Here is a 16,924-nt window from a genome sequence, read left to right on the forward strand (position 1 = left end):
CCGGCGGCGATCGACGTCAACTCCAGCACGACCGCGTCGGCCCAGGCGAGCCAGCCCGGCTGGCCGTGTGCCGCCGCGACGTCATGCACGTGCCGAAAGGAGGCAGCGCCGGCCGCGCCGCCGATCAACAACATGATCAGCACCTGGATGCGGTTTTCCAGCCGCTCCCGCCCCGACCGCTTATCGGCGGGGACGTCGCGGGATCGCTGTTCAGTTGTCACCAACGGCCCACCTCCCATGGTGAGGCAGCACGTGCGCAATCTTGACTACCGTCGTCGTACAGAGGCGGACCGACCTGGCAGTCGCCTTGGTGGGATTGATATGAGTTGAGGTCACGTCGTACTCCAGTTGATAGATGTTGAAGGTGCGGTGATGTGCGGTGCCGTCCGGGTCGCGCCGACCCTGCTCGGATCAGGGCCTGGGCAGGCGCGACCCGGCCGGGTGACGCCCGGCCGGACGGAACCCCTCGTGGAAAGGCGGGGGCCGAGAGAAGTCACTGTGGTCGAGTCAACGAACAAGCCAGACCCCGCGCAGGGGCAGGCACCAGGGCAGCAGGCGCCGCCACAACCTGCACAGCAGGCAGCGGTCAACAAGTCGGACACGGGGGCGGACGGCAAGTCGAACCACAACCACAGGGTCAGGACTCTGGCCACCGGCAGCGCTCGACAAGCGCCACGGTGGTGCGGCGGCTCAACTCGCCGACGAGCGATCCTTCATGTGGGGCCTCCTTCTCTCGACGGTCCCGTCGCCGTCGGCGCGAACAAGAGCAGACAACCCGACTCTGGGAGTGCCTGCCCGCCTCTCTCTGGCCGACCGCGCCGGTCGGCGGTGCGGGAACGTGTATCCAGTACGCCCCGCAGTCCGCCTGCGTCCAAGCAGCCACGGGCGAAAAACCTCCAGAACTGGCCACCTGACAGGACGGAGTCTCATCGACTGGACGGGCGTGGAATTGGCGACGAGTGCAGTCTGCCGCCATCACGGGCGTGGGTGGTGGGCCTCAGTCCTCGCTCAGCCTCAACCGCCGTCGTTGTTCGGATCGCTACGCCACAACACAACGGCCAAGTGATCCGCTGCCGAAGGTGAGGGCCCCGGCAGTGGCTCATGCGGCTGTCGCTGCCGGAGATCGCTCGAACGGCGACCGCAGCCGCGGAGCATCCACCCGCTGGACGGACAAGGTGGTGAACCAGCCGCGAAATGGCACCCGGACGACTGCTGTCGACGTGCGCTCGGGGGCCGGTCTCGGCTCCGGCCGGGCGGCGGATGGTCGGCTGGCGCGGGCCAGGGTCATGGCGCGCCGAGCGGCGCGGGCAGCGGCGCACATGCCGCGCTGGCCGACGCACTGCAGGTTGCGGCAGTTGCCGCGCTCGTCGGGCTGGTGCGCGGCGGCGACGTCGAGAGCGAGCCGCCACAGCAGCGGATCGATCACGTTGTCGGGCAGGGCGGCGAGGGCGCTGAGTCGTTCGCGGGGCACGGCGATACACCTTCCGTCGGCGGGTCGCGCCACCCCGCCCGATCAAGGCGGGACGGCGCGACACGATCGACACTCCCTATTCCTGAAGGTCAATCGAGCATCTCGGCGACCTTGGCCTCGGTGAGGTCCTCGTAGTAGCGCAGCACGATGACGGCCCGTTGGCGGGGGGTGAGGTGGCGCAGCGCGGCGGTGAGCGTCAGCCGCAGCGCGGTGGTCTCGCTGTGGTCGGCGCCGGCCCGTTCGGTCGGTTCGGCTTCGAGTCGTTCGGCGAGGCGGCGGCGTCGCCACCAGGAGACCTGCTGGTGGTACATGACGCGGCGCACGTACGCCTCCGGGTCCCCGTCACGGATCCGCCGCCAGTGCCGGTACGTCCAGGTCAGGGCGGTCTGCACCAGATCCTCGGCGAGCTGGTGGTCGCCGGTTGGCAGGTAGGCGGTCCGGGACAGGGCCGGCGAACGGTGCACCACGAACTCGTGGAACGTCTCGGTCATGCCCACCCCCTCGTCAGGGAAGACGCCTCCCACCCGGGAGATGGTTGAGGCCGGGCGCGCCGGATGGTGACCCGGCGCGCCCGGTGTCCTCAGCTGGTGAAGCCGCCGTCCACGTTGATCACCGCACCGGTCACGTAGCCGGCCTCCGGGCTGGCCAGGTGTGCGACGGTGGCCGCGATGTCGGCGGGGCGAGCGAAGCGGCCGACGGCGGTGAAGCCGGCGATGGCCGCCGCGTTCGGCCCGTCCGCCGGGTTGGCGTCGGTGTCCGTGGGCCCGGGGTTGACCAGGTTGACGGTGATGCCCCGGGGGCCCAGCTCGCGGGCCAGGCCCCGGGTCAGCCCGACCAGGGCGGTCTTGCTCATCGAGTAGAGCGCCAGGCCGGGAAAGACCGCTCGTTCACCGACGTTGCTGCCGATGCTGATGATCCGCCCGCCGTCGCCCAGGTGCCGCAGCGCCGCCTGCACGGCGACGTACGGCGCCCGGATGTTCACGGCGATCGTCTGCTCCACCTCCGCCGTGCCGAGCTCGCCCATGACGCCGACCAGGAACACCGCGGCGTTGTTCACCAGGATGTCCAGTCGGCCCAGCTCGGCGGCCGCCCGGTCGACCGCGTCCCGTACGGCGGTCGGGTCGGCGCCGTCGGCCTGGATGACCAGTGCCCGCCGGCCCAGTGCCTCGATCTGCTTCCCCACGATCGCGGCCTGCTCCGCGTTCTGCCGGTAGGTCAGCGCCACGTCGGCCCCGTCCTGTGCGAGGCGCAGTGCGATACCGGCCCCGATGCCCCGGGAACCCCCGGTCACCAGGGCGACCTTGCCGTCAAGTGTCATCGTCGTCATGCGAATGATCATGTCGCCGCGCCGACCCGCCGTCTGGCGGCCATCGGACGCCTCGCTCGCACCCCGAGGTCCGTTTTCCGCTACCTCGACGCCGTGTGGGTGGCTTCGCTGGTGACATCGGCGAGGCCGGCCCGGTCGCCGGAATTTTCGCCCCATATCCTCGTGAGACGAGCTTATTGGAGGTGCGTGGTCGTGGATCTGTCCGGCATCGACGCGGTGCTGTTCGACATGGATGGCACCCTGGTCGACTCCGACGCCGCTGTCGAGCGGGCCTGGCGTACCTGGGCGGCCGAGTACGGCGTCGCCCCTGCGGCGGCGCTGGCGATCGCGCACGGCAGACCCGCCGACCAGACCATTCGCCGGCTACTGCCCGCGCTCGACGACATCGTGGTCGCAGCGGCGGCGGCGCGGCAGTTGGCGTTGCAGTACGACGACCTGTCCGACGTGACGGCGACCCCCGGTGCCCACGAACTGCTGATGGCACTTGCCCGGTTGGGGTTGCCGTGGGCGGTGGTGACCAGCGCCGACGCCCGGCTGGCCGAGGCCCGACTCGGCGCGGCCGGCATCGTTGCGCCCGTGCTGATCACCGTGGAGGACGTCAGCGTGGGCAAGCCGGATCCGCAGGGCTACCTGCGGGCCGCCGAGCTGCTCGACGTGTCCACGGCGCGATGCCTGGTCGTCGAGGATGCCGAGGTGGGACTGCGGGCAGGGCGCGCGGCCGGCGCGATGACCGCGGCGTTGAAGGGCCTCGACGGCGATCTGCGCCTCGACGACCTGGCGCAACTGGCACACCGGCTGGAGTCGGCCCCGGCGACACCCTGACCGGTCAGGTCGAGCACATCACGGACGGTCTCCACGACCCGGCGGCGCGACAACAGCCGGACGAGCCGGGTCAGGGGAGGCGCTGGGCCAGCCAGGGAAGCAGGGCGTCGGCCTGGGCCTGCTGGAACGCGCGGACGGTGGGGATGCCGAGCGGCGGTGGACGCCGGGCGCCGTCGGCGAAGAAGCCGGCCAACCCGGCGTAGAACCCGGTGATCGTGGCCGGGTCGACACCGGCGGTCAGCGGCAACCGGCGCAGCAGCGCCTCCGTGTCGTGCCCGCCGTGCAGCCGGACGTTGACCAGCAGCAACGCGGTGTCCAGCCAGGCCGGCCCCCGGCAGGCCCACGGCCAGTCGACCACGGTGACCGTGCCGGCAGCGTCGACCAGCAGGTTGTCGGCCCGTACGTCCACGTGACAGAGCGTGTCACCGGTCAGCGCGGCGATCCCCTGGTCGGCGGCGGCGCGCAGTTGGTCCAGGTGCGCCCGAACCCATGGATCCAGCCGATCCGGCGGATCGGCGGCGATCCGGTGCCAGCCGGCGAAGTCCCAGGCCAGCCGCTCGGCTGCGGTCGGCACGTCCGCCACCGGGCTCGGGGTGAGTGCGACGGCCATCGCCTCCAGGGCCCTCAGCACGCGGGACAGTTCGTCGCTACGCCACGGCGTGGTCGGGTGCCGACCGTCCACATCCGAGAAGACCAGCGCCACCCACTCGCCGTCGTCGTGGCAGCCGAGCAGGCGGGGCGTCGGCGCCGAGACCGGCAGCGCTGCGGCGGTCCGGGCCTCCGCGCGGTGCATGACCGGGCTGTCCGGGTTCTGCGCCGGGCTGATCGCCTTGACGAACGCCCGCCGCCCGGTCGCGGTACGGACCCGATCGGCGGTGCCAGGCGAGTATCCGCCCGGCTGGGACACCGCCTCGACCACCCGATCACCGATGATCTCCTCCACCGTGGCCCGGACCCGCTCGGGCAGGTCCGTCCAACCGATCCGCGCAGTGATCCGCCCCGTCATCCCCCCACGGTGGGTCCCGCCCACCGCGCCAGACAACCCATTTCCGCGCCCACCCCACCCACCCCCGCCCCGGTGATCATGGGGTTGGCGTGCCTCACCGAGATCGAATCGCCCGTCAACCTCATGATCACGGAGGTGTGGGATCGGCCGGGGGTACGGGGGAAGGGGAGGGGGGACGAGGGCGGGTGAGGTGGACAGCGGTCAGGGCGATCAGGAGCAGGGTCAGGGCGAAGAGCAGGGCGTTGAGGACGACCGTGGGGTAGCCGAGTCGGGGCACGTCGAGGAACGGGTAGAGGTAGCGGTCCTCGTCCCCGCCGAGGGCGCCGCGGACCAGGATCACCGTCAGCCACACCAACGGATAGCCGAGCAGGCTGACCGCGTACACCGGGCGGAGGGCCGCTCGGGGACGGCGGGCGAGCCACTCCGCGGCGGCCAGCGGCGGCGCCACCGCGTGCAGCAGCAGGTTGCCGGCGTCCGAGACCGGCCCGCGGGCTTCGGTGGTCGCCACCATGGCGTAGCCGCTCCACGGGTTGGCCAGCACCAGGACGAAGACCAGCGCGGTGCCGACCAGGTAGACGGTGAGCGCGGTACGCAGCCGGTCGCCGCCGGCCAGCAGCGCCACCAGGTAGGCCAGGTTGACCTGCACGGTGAAGTAGAACAGCAGCTCGACGGGCTCGTCGCGCGCGGCGATCACGGAGAGCACCAGCCCGACGGCGACCACCACGGCGGCGCTCACCCGCAGGACCCGGCCGGACACGCGGCGGACGCTACCATCGCCGCATCGACGGACGCCACGACGAACGACTGCACCGGGTGCGCGAGATCCTGGCCGCCGACACCGAGCGGGAGCCGGATTCGGCGCTCGCGCTGCTCGGCGACAAGCGATTCCACTTCTCGCCGTCCGGGGCCAGCTTCCTGATGTACGGGGTGTGCGGCCGCTCGTGGATCGCGTTCGGCCCACCGGTCGGGCCGACCGCCGAGCGGTACGAACTGCTGGCCGACTTCTTCGTTACGGCCCGGAGGGCGGGCCGGCGCCCGGCGGTGTACCACGTCGGCGACCCGCTCCTGCCCGAGCTGCGCCGGCTGGGTCTCGCCGTGCACCCGGTGGGGGAGTCGGCGAGCGTGCCGCTGGCCGACTTCACCCTGACCGGGCCGGAGCGTGGGGCGCTGCGCCGCAACTGGCGGCGGCTGGCCCGCCGCGACGACCTGTCGTTCGCCGTGCTGCCCGGCGCCGGCCTGCTCGACGAACTGCGCCCGGTCTCCGACGCCTGGCTGGCCGGACGGCCGGACATGTCGTTCTCACTCGGCGGGTTCGTCCCCAGTTACCTGGCCGAACTACCGGTCGCGGTGCTGCGGCAGCGGGCGCGGGTGGTGGCCTTCGCCGCGCTGTTGCCGACGCCGCACAGTTGGGGCGTGGACCTGCTGCGGTACCACCCGGACGCGCCACCCACGGCGATGGACCACCTCCTCGTCGAGGTCCTGCACACGGCCCGGGACCGGGGCCTGGCCAGCGTCGAGTTGGGGTTGGCCCCGCTGTCCGGGCTGACCGGCGCGGACCCGCTGTGCCGGCTGGGCCGGGCGGTGTACGCGTACGGCGAGCGCTGGTACCGCTTCCGCGGGCTGCGCCGGTTCAAGGCGAAGTTCGCGCCGGTCTGGTCCCCGCGTCACCTCGCCGCGCCTCGGGGATGGCAGCTCCCTCTGGTGCTGGCCCAGGTGGGCCGGTTGTCGTCGCGTCCGCTGCGGTGACGGGCGGCAGCGCCGCGTACAACGCGGTCAGCTCGGCCAGGTAGCGCGGCCCGGACCAGGCCGCCACCGCCGCCCGGCCGTCCCGGACCACCGCCGCCCGCAGCTCCCGCTCGGTCAGCAGCCGGGTCAGCAACGCCCCGAACGCCGCCGCGGTGGGCTCGGCGACCGGCCGCGTGGTGCCGGTACCGGGCCGCTCGGCCAGCGCGGCGTCCACCATGGCCACCGGCAGTCCGTACGCCTCAGCCTCGCTGAGCACCAGGCCCTGGGTGTCGGTGCGGGAGGGGAACGCCAGCACGTCCGCCGCCCGGTAGTGCGCGCCGACCCGGTCGCGCGGCACCGGGCGCAGCAGGTGCAGTGCGTCGGCCACGCCGAGCCGGCGGGCCGTCCGGCGGACCGCGAGCCGGTGCCGCCGCGCCCCGAGCAGCACCAGCCGCGCCGCCGGCAGCTCGCGGCGGACCAGGGCGAACGCGCCCAGCAGCAGCTCCGGGTCCTTCTCCGGGGTGGCGCGGCCCACCGCGAGCAGCACGGGCGCGTCCGCCGCGATGCCCAGCCGGGCCCGCAGCCGCCGCCGGTCGTCGGCGTCGGCGCCCGGCGCGGCGACCGGGGTCGGCAGCACCACGATGGGGGTACGCCCGGCCATCGGGGCCATCAGCGCCGCGGTCTTCGCCGACGGGGCGATCAGCACGCTGGTGTGCGCCAGCAGGCACCGCCCGAGCGCGGCCAGCCGGGCCTGTCGGGCCGGCCCGGGGCGGGCCAGCGCCCACAGGTCCCGAGCCCGCCAGCGCAGGCCCAGCCGCAGGCCGGCGTACGCGGCGCCGATCGGCACCTCGGGATAGTGCGCCGCGTACGCCACCAGGTCGGTGTGCCAGGTGAGCACGGCGGGTACGCCCCGCCCGGCGGCCCAGCGCAGCCCGGCGATGCCGAGCGGGCCGGTGGTGTGCACGTGCACCACGTCGACCGGCACGTCCGGCGGCCTGGGCGGCGCCAGTCGGTACGGCCGGGTCGGCACCGGCAGCGACGGCACCTCACCCTCCCGGCGGCGCCGCCGGGACATTGGGCCGGGGCAGTGCAGGACGACCTGGTGGCCGGCGGCGCGCAGCAGCGCCACGGTCGTGCCGACCGAGGTGGCCACACCCTCCGGGTTGGCGAGATGGCTGTCGCTGACGTGGGCGATCCGCACCCCGCCATCATCGCGGGGTCGTGCTCGCCGGGCCGTCCCGCTGGGCCTGGATCCAGAACATCGAGGTCGATCCGGCACACCGGGGACGCGGCTACGCCCGGCGGATGATTCAGCTCGTCGAGGTGGAACTGTCCCGGTTCGGGGTCCGCGAGCCGCGCACCGGCCGGGAGGGTCTCCCCGGCAGGACTGTTCACCTACCCAGCGGGAACCCGGCCCGGACCGCACCTGGGGAGGAGCGACGGATGACGCACGGCGCCGGACTGACCATCGGTGTGCTCGGCTCGTACGGTGGCCGAAACCTCGGCGACGAGGCGATCCTCACCGGCCTGCTCACCGATCTGCGCGAGCAGGAGCCGAATGCCCGGATCATCGTCTTCTCCCGCCACCCGGAGCACACCCGGGCCGCCCACCCCGACGTGGAGGCGGTGCCGTGGGAGGGCGTCAGCCGCACCGACTCCGCCCTGGTCCTGGCCGAGCTCGACCTGCTCATCCTGGGCGGTGGCGGAATCCTCTACGACCGGGAGGCCCGCCGCTACCTTCGGGTGGTCCGGGTCGCCCAGGAACGCGGCCTGCCCCTGATCACGTACGCGGTGGGGGTCGGGCCGCTCAGCGACGGGGTGGACACCGGCATGGTCCGCGAAACGCTCTCCAGCGCGGTCCAGTTGACCGTTCGCGACCAGGAGTCCCGGATGGTGCTGGAGGAGGCCGGGCTGCTCAACCCGATCACGGTCACCGCCGACCCGGCGTTCCTGTTGCAGCCGGAGGACTTTCCGCCCCACCTGCTGGCCGAGGAGGGGGTGCCGGCCGGTAAGCGGCTGGTCGGGATCAGCGTGCGGGAGCCGGGACGGGCCGCCGAACGCCTCGACGTGGACGGCTACCACCGGCTGCTGGCCCAGATCGGTGACTTCCTGGTGCACCGGATCGACGCGTACGTGCTGTTCGTGCCGATGGAACGCGACGACATCCGGCACGCCCACGGAGTGCTGTCGCACATGGTCGCCGCCGACCGGGGACGGATCCTGCACGGCACCTACTCACCCGAGCAGGTGCTCGGGTTGATGCGCCACTTCGACCTGGCCGTCGGCATGCGCCTGCACTTCCTGATCTTCGCGGCGATGGTCGGCACACCGTTCCTGCCGCTGCCGTACGCCGGAAAGGTCTTCGACTTGGCCCAGCGGCTCGGCGTGCCGGCGCTGCGCGGCGTGGAGCGGGAGGTCGAGGGGCCGCTACTGGCTGAGGTCGACCAGCTCTGGGACGAGCGGGAGGAGCGCGCCGAAGCCACCGCCCGGCGGGTGGCCGAGGTCTGCGAGCTGGCCCGGGGCACCTCCGAGGTCACCCGCGGTGTGCTGGACAGCCTGCGCAGCCACACCCTCACCCGGGCCTGAGCCAGCGGTCACACCGCCGGGCCGGTCCACCGGTAGCGCCACTCGCGGTCGTCCTCGCGGGCGGACTCCAACTCGTAGATCTGCGCCTCGGCCAGCCCACCGGACCCGAGGTGATGGTGGGTCAGCGGTGGACGACCGTTGCTGTCCAACTCGACGGTGACGCTCTGCCCGTCCGCCGTGCCGCCGACGAGGAGGATCTGCACGGATGAAGCCATGCGCCCATCCTGCCCGTCGCGCGGCCACCTCGCAGCGGATAGCGGGGCAGCGGGACGGCAGGCGCGTGGCTAGGGTCGGCGAATGGCGGAGCCTTCCATCGATCCGACGCTCGGCCCGGTGCTCGCCCGCACCGGCGACGAGCGTGCCGTACTGGAATCGTTCCTCGACTTCCACCGCGGCGTGGTGCTGCGCAAGCTGCGCGGCCTGTCCGACGCCGAGGCCGCCCGCCGGCTGGTGCCCTCGGTGACAACGGTCGCCGGGCTGGTCAAGCACCTGGCGTTGGTCGAGCGGAACTGGTTCCCGGCCCTGCTCGCTCCCGAGCCCGGCGACGTCTACCTGACCTCGGAGCAGGACGCGGTGCTGAGCTTCACGCTCGACGAGCAGGACACCGTCGACGGCCTCGCCGAGGCGTACGAGCGGGCCTGTGCCCGGTCCCGGGCGGTCGCCGCGCGGTTCGACCTCGATCACGTGGTGCCGCACCCGCAGCTCGGTGAGGTGTCGCTGCGCTGGATCCTGGTCCACCTGATCGAGGAGACCGCCCGGCACGCCGGGCACGCCGATATCCTGCGGGAGTTGACCGACGGCGAGACCGGCGCGTTCTGAGTTCACGCGGGCGGTACGCGTCGGCCGGTGGGTGCGGTCGTTGGCCCATCGGGGCCGCCTATCCTGGGCACGGGCGGCGACGAGGGGGAGCACGTGCTGGTCATCCACGGGCTGTGGCTGCCCGGTGACGGCTCGACCACCGGCCTCGCCGTCTGGGCCGAGGACAACGCCGCCCCGGCTGCCCCGCCGCGTCGCCCCGGCCGGGCGCCCCGGGAGCGCCCGCACCCCTTCGCCGCCGGGCACGCCGCGTTGGCCACCGCCCTCGCTGACGCCGCCGAGCCGGCCCGCCCGGACACCGCGTTGCTCACCCTGCCCACCCGGGCCGGCGCGCCGACCGACTCACCCGAGCTGATCCGGACCGCCGTCGCGCCGCCGGCCCGTGGCCGGCTCACCCTGGCCGGGTGGCGGGTCCCCGTGCTGGTGTACGCCCCGGACGACGCGCTGCCGCTGCTGCGTGCCCTGGACGACCTCCCGGCGGTGCCCGGGGCCACCCTGCGCCACCTCGCCGAGCTGGCCGACTTCGCCGCCGACCTGGTGGCCCGGGGCCGTGTCCTACCCGGCGTCAGCACGACGGTGGGCACCGCGATGTCGGGTGCTGGCGTGGCCGAGCCGCCGCGCCCACCGGCCGTTGGACGCGGAGCGCCATCGGCCGACGCGGGCGCGCAGGTGACGGCGCTCGCCGTCTGGCGACCGCTGCTGACCGGCACCGACGCCGGCTGGGCGCGGTCGCTGGCGCTGGCCCTGCCGCCCGCCGCCCGAGCTGCTGTAACTGCGCCCGCCGCCCCTGCCGTTGCCACAGCACCGGCCGCGGCTGCCGCCCCGGACGGGATCACGTCGGCCGCGCCGCGCTCCGACGGCACCGAGCTGACGGCCGGTGTGCTGGTCGCGGACGCGCTCGACGCGTTGACCGACGCCGCCGCCCGCGCCGCACTCGCGACCACCACGCTGGCCCGAGGGCTGCGGCCGGGCGGCCCGGCGCCGGCCTGGCTGGCCGCGCTCGCCGGCCCCCGCCGCGACTTCACCCTCGACGCGGCGGCGCTGGCCACCCTCCGCAGCGAACTGGACGCCTGGCAGCGCGACGCCGCCGGCGGCCCGGTCCGGGCCAGCTTCCGCCTGGTGGAACCGGCCCCCGACGAGGTCACCGAACCGATCCTGGCCACCCGACCGCCGACGATCGGCCCCGCCGGCTCGGCGGGCACCGAGGCCGAGCAGGTCGCAACCGGCCCGGCCGACAGCGCCCTCTCCGACGGCGGCCCGGTCGTCGGCGAGCTGGCCGGCGGTGGGCGGTGGCGGCTGGAGTTCGGGTTGCAGGCGGCCGACGAGCCCAGCCTGCACGTCGAGGCGGGGCAGGTCTGGCGAGCGCCGCAGACGCTCGGTGGCCTGGGCGGCCGTGCGGCCAGCCCGCAGGAGACCCTGCTCGCCGAGCTGGGCCGCGCCAGCCGACTCTGGCCGGACCTGGACGCCGCGCTGCGGACCGCCGCGCCCGAGGCGATGGAGCTGGACGTCGAGGGAGCACACCGGTTCCTCAGCGAAGGCGCCCCGGTGCTGCACGCGGCCGGCTTCGGAGTGCTGCTGCCGTCCTGGTGGCAGCGCCGGTCGGCGCGGCTCGGCGCCCGGCTGCGCGCCCGCAGCCGGACCGCGCCCGGCACGGTGGCCGGCGCCGACGCCGGAGTCGGGCTGGACGCCCTGGTCGACTACCGCTGGGAGGTGGCACTCGGCGACCAGCCGCTGTCGGCCGAGGAGTTGGCCGCGCTGGCCGAGATGAAGACCCCGCTGGTGCGGCTGCGCGGCCGGTGGGTGGAGCTGGACCCGGGGCGGCTCGCCGCCGGGCTGCGCCTGCTCAAGTCAGCCGGCGAGCTGACCGTCGCCGACCTGCTCCGCCTCGGGCTGGCCGACGGCGCGGACACCGGCTCGCTGCCGGTGCTGGAGGTGACCGCCGACGGGGCGCTGGGTGACCTGCTCGCCGGTGCGGTCGAGCGTCGACTCACCCCGATGGACCCGCCGCCGGGCTTCCAGGGGACGCTGCGGCCGTACCAGCGACGGGGGTTGGCCTGGCTGGCCTTCCTGCGGTCGCTCGGCCTGGGCGGCGTGCTCGCCGACGACATGGGGCTGGGCAAGACCGTGCAGCTGCTCGCGCTGCTCGCCGGGGACACGCCGGACGCCGGGCCCACCCTGCTGGTCTGTCCTATGTCGCTGGTCGGCAACTGGCAGCGGGAGGCGGCGCGGTTCACCCCGGGGTTGCGCGTGCACGTCCACCATGGGGCGGAGCGGGCCCGGGGGGCGGAGTTCACGGCGGCCGCGCACGGCGCGGACCTGGTCCTCACCACCTACTCGGTGGCCGCCCGCGACGCCGTCGACTTGGCCGGCATCGACTGGCACCGGGTGGTGGTGGACGAGGCGCAGGCGATCAAGAACGCGTCGACCCGGCAGGCCGAGGCGGTCCGCGCGCTGCCCGCCCGGCAGCGGGTGGCGGTCACCGGCACGCCAGTGGAGAACCGGCTCGCCGACCTCTGGTCGATCATGCAGTTCGCCAACCCCGGCCTGCTCGGCCCGGCCGCGACGTTCCGCAAGCGATTCGCCGAGCCGATCGAGCGCAACGGCGACGCCGAGGCCGCCGAGCGGCTGCGCCGGATCACCGGTCCGTTCGTGCTGCGCCGACTCAAGACCGACTCCTCGATCATCTCCGACCTGCCGGAGAAGCTGGAGATGGAGGTGCTCTGCAACCTCACCGCCGAGCAGGCCGCCCTGTACCGGGTGGTGGTCGACGACATGCTCGCCAAGATCGAGTCCAGCGACGGCATCGAACGCCGAGGGCTGGTGCTGGCCACCATGACCCGGCTCAAGCAGGTCTGCAACCACCCGGCCCAACTGCTGCGTGACGGCTCGCCGCTGGACGGCCGCTCCGGCAAGTTGGCCCGGCTGACCGAGATCGTGGAGGAGGTGCTGGCGGCGGGGGAGCGAGCGCTGCTGTTCACGCAGTACGCCGAGTTCGGCGCCATGCTGCGCGGTCACCTGTCCGCACGGTTCGGCCGGGAGGTGCTGTTCCTGCACGGCGGGCTCGGCAAGGCCGAGCGGGACGCCATGGTGCAGCGGTTCCAGTCGGCGGACGGGCCACCGCTGTTCGTGCTCTCCCTCAAGGCCGGCGGCACCGGTCTCACCCTGACCGCCGCCAACCACGTGGTGCACGTGGACCGGTGGTGGAACCCGGCGGTGGAGGACCAGGCCACCGACCGGGCGTTCCGGATCGGGCAGCACCGGCGGGTGCAGGTACGCAAGTTCGTCTGCGCCGGCACCGTGGAGGAGAAGGTGGCCGCACTGATCGCCGACAAGCGCAGCCTCGCCGAGCGGGTGGTCGGCACCGGCGAGCAGTGGATCACCGAGCTGTCCACCGGGCAACTGCGTGAGTTGTTCACCCTGGAGGCCGGGGCGGTGGTGGAGTGAGTCAGCCGTCCGGTGACCGGTTCGCCGACTACGGCCGCCCCCGGCGGGTCGACGGCGGCCTGCGGGCGCGCAGCGCCCGGGGCGCGATCGGCCAGTCCTGGTGGTCGCGGCGCTTCCTGGAGGTGCTGGAGTCGTTCGCGCTCGGCACCCGGCTGACCCGTGGCCGGTCGTACGCGCGGGCCGGGCAGGTGCTCAAGCTCGACATCGCACCCGGGCTGGTCAGCGCCGTGGTCCAGGGCTCCCGGCCGCAGCCGTACCAGGTCTCCATCGCGCTGGCGCCGTTCCCGACCGGGCTCTGGTCCCGGATCGAGGAGGAGCTGGCCGGGCAGGCGTTCTTCAGCGCCCGACTACTCGCCGGGGACCTCCCCGACGAGTTGGAGGAGCTGTTCGTCGCCGCCGGTGCGCCGCTCTTCCCCACCAGAGTGGACGAGCTGACCCAGCGGTGCAGCTGCCCCGACTTCGCGGTGCCGTGCAAGCACCTCGCGGCCACCTTCTACCTGCTGGCCGAGGCGTTCGACGCGGACCCGTTCGAGCTGCTGCACTGGCGCGGCCGGGCTCGCGCAGAGCTGCTCGACCAGCTCCGGACCCGGCGTGCCGAGGCCACCGGCGCACCGGTGTCGCCCGGACCGGTCACCGCGTCGCCCGACCCGGACACGCAGTCCATTCCGGACGGAGGCGGGTCCGCGGTGGGCGTCGCCGCACCGCCAGCCGGCGCGGCCCGGGCGCTCGCCGGGCTGTCGGCCACCTCCCTGACGGAGGCGGTGGACCGGTTCTGGCTGCCGCCGGTGCCGCTGCCCGATCGGCCACCCCGGCTGGCGACCGGGCCGGATCTGCTGCTGCGCCAGCTCGGCCCGCCGGCGCCGGCAATCGGCGGGCCGGGACTGCTCGAACGGCTGCGCCGGGCGTACCGGGCGCTCGGCCCGACCGACTGGTGAGCCGTCACGTCCAGCGGCGGCGGAACCGCCACATGATCGCGGCGTTGGCCACCAGTACCACCGCGCAGATCGCACCGGCCAGCCGGCCGGCGAACACGGTCATCGCCGGTAGCGACGCCCACAGCACGATGGTCAACAACATCAGGTAACGGCCCCTGCGGGCTCGGACCCGATGGTCCAGCCGGTTGAAGAAAGCCGGGTCACTCTCGCGGAGCTGACGGGTGATCTGGTCGAACCTGCGCTGATCCTCTTTGCTGAGCATGGCGCTGCCTTCCCCTCACGCGTTCAGCGGTTCGGCGGCATACCCGCTGTTGCGGCGGCTCACGCTCACCCGATGCTGCTACTTTCCTCGGTCCCGAGGCAACCTCACGTACGGCTTATCCGGACCTTAAATTTCCCTGTGGTGGACAACGACGCTGAATGTGTCCAACACGGCGACGCGGTCCGATCCGTACCCGACTGCCGTACGTCCGCCCTGCTGGGAAGGTCCGGGTTCGGCGCCGGTACGCGGCCCGCCGCCAACGCGGCGCTGAGCGGTGTCTTAAGTGCCCTCACGGGGGTCTTCCGCCCACCTTGAAGGCACCTGAGGCCTTGGTTACTTTGCCGTAGCAACCCCCTCAGGCAACAGTCGCCGCACCTGCCGCACCTGCTCGGTCGCAGCTTTCGGCGCTCATCAGAAATCGGGATTGGTACATGGCCGACCAGAATGTGCCACCACGTCGACCGCGGGACGACCGCGGCTGGGACGGACGCCAGCACCACACCTCGGACGGGTACGGCGACCACAACCCGTCCGCGTCGTACGGGCACGACTCGCCCCACACCTACCAGGGCGGCTACCCGCAGGCCGACCCGCGCGAGCAGTACGCCGACGGGTACGCGCACGCCGGACACCCCGCTCCCGCCCCGCGTGGACCGCAGTGGGTCGGCCCGGAGGGTCTTGGCCGCCCGGCCCCGGCCCGGCCGGCCGGCACCGGACTGCCCACCTTGGACGATGACGACGAGCCGGGCCGCAAGGTCGGCCGGCGCAAGGCAATCGTGGCGCTCGGCGGCACCGCCGCCGTCGTCGCCGGTGGCGCGGCACTCGCCATGACCCCGCAGTTCCGCAGCCTGTTCGGTGACGAGGCGGCGGCCGACGCGACCGGCAGCACCGTCACCGACGGCACCGCGGCTCGGCCCAGCGGCCAGCAGCCCAGCACGGTGCGCACCTACACCGAGCAGAACGAGAGCTACATGGGCTCCCGCGCCGGCGAGGCGCTGAAGAAGAACTCGCCCACCGGTGGGCGCAGCTTCTCCGGCCCGGCCGCGGCCGCGGCGGAGACCACGGTGACCGTCAAGACAGTGCTGGCCAAGGACCCGATCCTGCACCTGGCCCGGCGGGCCACCTTCGGGGCGACGCCCGCGGTGGTCGCCGACATCAAGAAGCTGGGCATCGACGGCTGGATCCGCGGGCAACTGGACCCGGACAAGCTCGAACCCAGCAAGGCCGAGCTGAAGCTCGCCGAGCTGCCCACCCAGAAGCTCAGCGTGCAGCAGCTGCGCGACCAGCGCGACACGCTCAACGACCAGGGCGCCCAGCCGGAGCGGGAGATGGTCGACGCCACCATCGCGCGGCAGATCTGGTCCAAGCGCCAGCTGTTCGAGGTGATGGTCGACTTCTGGAACGACTTCCTGCACGTCGCCGCCGACTTCGACGGCGGCGAGGTGTACCGCAACTCGTTCGACAAGGACGTCGTGCGGGCGCACGCGCTGGGCAGCTACCCGGAGATGCTGGTCGCCGCGAACAAGCATCCCGCGCTGCTGATCTACCTGAACCAGAAGGACTCCCGCAAGGACGCGATCAACGAGAACCTCGCCCGGGAGAACCTGGAGCTCTACTCGGTCGGCGTGGACGGCGGCTACAAGGAGCCGGACGTGCGCCAGGCAGCCCTGCTCCAGACCGGCCGCGGCGTCCAGGACGGCAAGTACGTCTTCAGGCCCGAGCAGCACTACGTCGGCAAGGTGAAGATCCTCACCTTCACGCACGCGAACAACTCGTCGGACCCGAAGAAGGCCGAAGCCGCGATCGACGCGTACATCACCTACATCGCGCTGCACCCGTCGACCGCGAAGTACGTGGCGCAGAGCCTGGCGACCCGGTTCGTCTCGGACACCCCGCCGAAGTCCCTGGTGGACCGGCTGGCCAAGACGTACTCCACCAACAACGGCATGATCAAGCCGGTGTTGATGACGCTGTTCAGCTCCTCGGAGTTCTGGGCCGCGGTGGGGCAGAAGGTGCGCCGGCCGATGGAGTACCTGGCCGCCACGTACCGCACCCTGGGCGTCTCGCCGGACGCGTCGCCGAAGCACAACAACGGTGACAGCAAGCGCACCCCGTACGCCCGCGGCCTGCGGCAGATCCACGACAAGCTGCGCGAGTTGGGCCAGTACCCGATGGGCCAGCCCACCCCGGACGGCTACCCGGACGTCTACGTCGCCTGGACCTCGGCCGGCACCATGGTCAACGGCTGGAACGAGGCCGGTGAACTCCTCGCCGGCTACCGCACCGTCTTCACGTACACGGCGCCGGAGAAGCTGGTCGCCAAGCCGCCGGCCACCGCCGGGGCGTACGTGGACGCGCTCGCCCAGCGGCTGGTGAACCAGAAGTTGACCGCCCGCGAGAAGAACCTGGTCCTCGGTGTGGCCGGTGTGCCGGCGAGCGCCAAGGTCGACGCCACGTTCAACGGGGCCATCACCGCCGTCGCGCGGGCGATCCTCGCTTCCCCCCAGCACCACCTCCGGTGAGGCACCCG

16 protein-coding genes are annotated in these 16,924 nt (G+C 73.2%); 7 read left to right on the forward strand and 9 right to left on the reverse strand.

What is annotated here, in order from left to right; all coding sequences use genetic code 11:
* The 4 genes from ABZV00_RS27405 to ABZV00_RS27420 all read right to left on the reverse strand — a co-directional run.
* Positions 1–221 (reverse strand): DUF2637 domain-containing protein (locus ABZV00_RS27405; RefSeq protein WP_355611063.1); only part of this gene is annotated, 221 nt, incomplete at its 3' end.
* Between the two features lie 878 nt (positions 222–1,099).
* The gene (locus ABZV00_RS27410) at positions 1,100–1,471 is read right to left on the reverse strand and encodes a hypothetical protein (protein WP_355611066.1); all 372 of its coding nucleotides are present in this window, start codon (positions 1,469–1,471) and stop codon (positions 1,100–1,102) included.
* An 89-nt stretch (positions 1,472–1,560) separates the two neighbouring features.
* Entirely contained in the window at positions 1,561–1,962 is a 402-nt protein-coding gene (locus ABZV00_RS27415; protein WP_355611069.1) for a SigE family RNA polymerase sigma factor, read from the reverse strand.
* A gap of 89 nt (positions 1,963–2,051) precedes the next feature.
* The gene (locus ABZV00_RS27420; RefSeq protein ID WP_355611072.1) at positions 2,052–2,798 is read right to left on the reverse strand and encodes a 3-oxoacyl-ACP reductase family protein; all 747 of its coding nucleotides are present in this window, start codon (positions 2,796–2,798) and stop codon (positions 2,052–2,054) included.
* A 192-nt stretch (positions 2,799–2,990) separates the two neighbouring features.
* Here ABZV00_RS27420 and ABZV00_RS27425 point away from each other — a divergent pair, with 192 nt between their 5' ends.
* On the forward strand, positions 2,991–3,620 hold the full coding sequence (locus ABZV00_RS27425) for an HAD-IA family hydrolase (protein ID WP_355611075.1): 630 nt from the start codon (positions 2,991–2,993) through the stop codon (positions 3,618–3,620).
* Between the two features lie 70 nt (positions 3,621–3,690).
* Here the strand turns inward: ABZV00_RS27425 and ABZV00_RS27430 are convergent, their stop codons facing one another.
* Both ABZV00_RS27430 and ABZV00_RS27435 read right to left on the reverse strand, forming a co-directional pair.
* On the reverse strand, positions 3,691–4,626 hold the full coding sequence (locus ABZV00_RS27430; RefSeq protein WP_355611078.1) for a phosphotransferase: 936 nt from the start codon (positions 4,624–4,626) through the stop codon (positions 3,691–3,693).
* Positions 4,627–4,753: 127 nt separating this feature from the next.
* On the reverse strand, positions 4,754–5,383 hold the full coding sequence (locus tag ABZV00_RS27435; protein ID WP_355611081.1) for a Pr6Pr family membrane protein: 630 nt from the start codon (positions 5,381–5,383) through the stop codon (positions 4,754–4,756).
* Positions 5,384–5,439: 56 nt separating this feature from the next.
* Between ABZV00_RS27435 and ABZV00_RS27440 the strand changes: the two genes are divergently transcribed.
* Positions 5,440–6,372 (forward strand): phosphatidylglycerol lysyltransferase domain-containing protein, encoded by a 933-nt coding sequence (locus ABZV00_RS27440; protein ID WP_355611084.1) that lies wholly within the window; start codon positions 5,440–5,442, stop codon positions 6,370–6,372.
* On the opposite strand, the gene ABZV00_RS27445 is transcribed toward ABZV00_RS27440, so the two are convergent.
* Complete coding sequence (locus ABZV00_RS27445) at positions 6,257–7,552, reverse strand: glycosyltransferase (protein ID WP_355611087.1); 1,296 nt, start codon at positions 7,550–7,552, stop codon at positions 6,257–6,259. The genes ABZV00_RS27440 and ABZV00_RS27445 overlap by 116 nt on opposite strands.
* 20 nt (positions 7,553–7,572) lie before the next feature.
* Here ABZV00_RS27445 and ABZV00_RS27450 point away from each other — a divergent pair, with 20 nt between their 5' ends.
* A complete protein-coding gene (locus ABZV00_RS27450; protein ID WP_355611090.1) occupies positions 7,573–8,937 on the forward strand; it encodes a GNAT family N-acetyltransferase in 1,365 nt (454 codons plus the stop codon).
* Positions 8,938–8,945: 8 nt separating this feature from the next.
* On the opposite strand, the gene ABZV00_RS27455 is transcribed toward ABZV00_RS27450, so the two are convergent.
* Entirely contained in the window at positions 8,946–9,152 is a 207-nt protein-coding gene (locus ABZV00_RS27455; protein WP_328419047.1) for a hypothetical protein, read from the reverse strand.
* Between the two features lie 82 nt (positions 9,153–9,234).
* Between ABZV00_RS27455 and ABZV00_RS27460 the strand changes: the two genes are divergently transcribed.
* The 3 genes from ABZV00_RS27460 to ABZV00_RS27470 all read left to right on the forward strand — a co-directional run bounded on the left by ABZV00_RS27460 (position 9,235) and on the right by ABZV00_RS27470 (position 14,132).
* Positions 9,235–9,756 carry a DinB family protein gene (locus ABZV00_RS27460; RefSeq protein WP_355611093.1) on the forward strand — a complete coding sequence of 174 codons (522 nt, stop codon included), beginning with the start codon at positions 9,235–9,237 and terminating at the stop codon, positions 9,754–9,756.
* Between the two features lie 93 nt (positions 9,757–9,849).
* On the forward strand, positions 9,850–13,197 hold the full coding sequence (locus ABZV00_RS27465; protein ID WP_355611096.1) for a DEAD/DEAH box helicase: 3,348 nt from the start codon (positions 9,850–9,852) through the stop codon (positions 13,195–13,197).
* Positions 13,194–14,132: an SWIM zinc finger family protein gene (locus ABZV00_RS27470; RefSeq protein WP_355611098.1), complete on the forward strand. Its 939-nt coding sequence runs from the start codon at positions 13,194–13,196 to the stop codon at positions 14,130–14,132. The genes ABZV00_RS27465 and ABZV00_RS27470 overlap by 4 nt, the downstream gene beginning before the upstream one ends.
* Positions 14,133–14,136: 4 nt before the next feature.
* On the opposite strand, the gene ABZV00_RS27475 is transcribed toward ABZV00_RS27470, so the two are convergent.
* Positions 14,137–14,394, reverse strand: coding sequence for a DUF3040 domain-containing protein (locus tag ABZV00_RS27475; RefSeq protein ID WP_074313327.1), 258 nt, complete (start codon positions 14,392–14,394; stop codon positions 14,137–14,139).
* A 431-nt stretch (positions 14,395–14,825) separates the two neighbouring features.
* On the opposite strand from ABZV00_RS27475, the gene ABZV00_RS27480 reads away from it, so the two are divergent.
* Positions 14,826–16,916, forward strand: a complete 2,091-nt coding sequence (locus ABZV00_RS27480; protein WP_355611102.1) for a DUF1800 family protein — start codon at positions 14,826–14,828, stop codon at positions 16,914–16,916.
* Positions 16,917–16,924 lie beyond the last annotated feature (8 nt).

Source organism: Micromonospora sp. NPDC005173 (assembly GCF_040608515.1).
In the GTDB taxonomy this organism is placed as follows: domain Bacteria; phylum Actinomycetota; class Actinomycetes; order Mycobacteriales; family Micromonosporaceae; genus Micromonospora.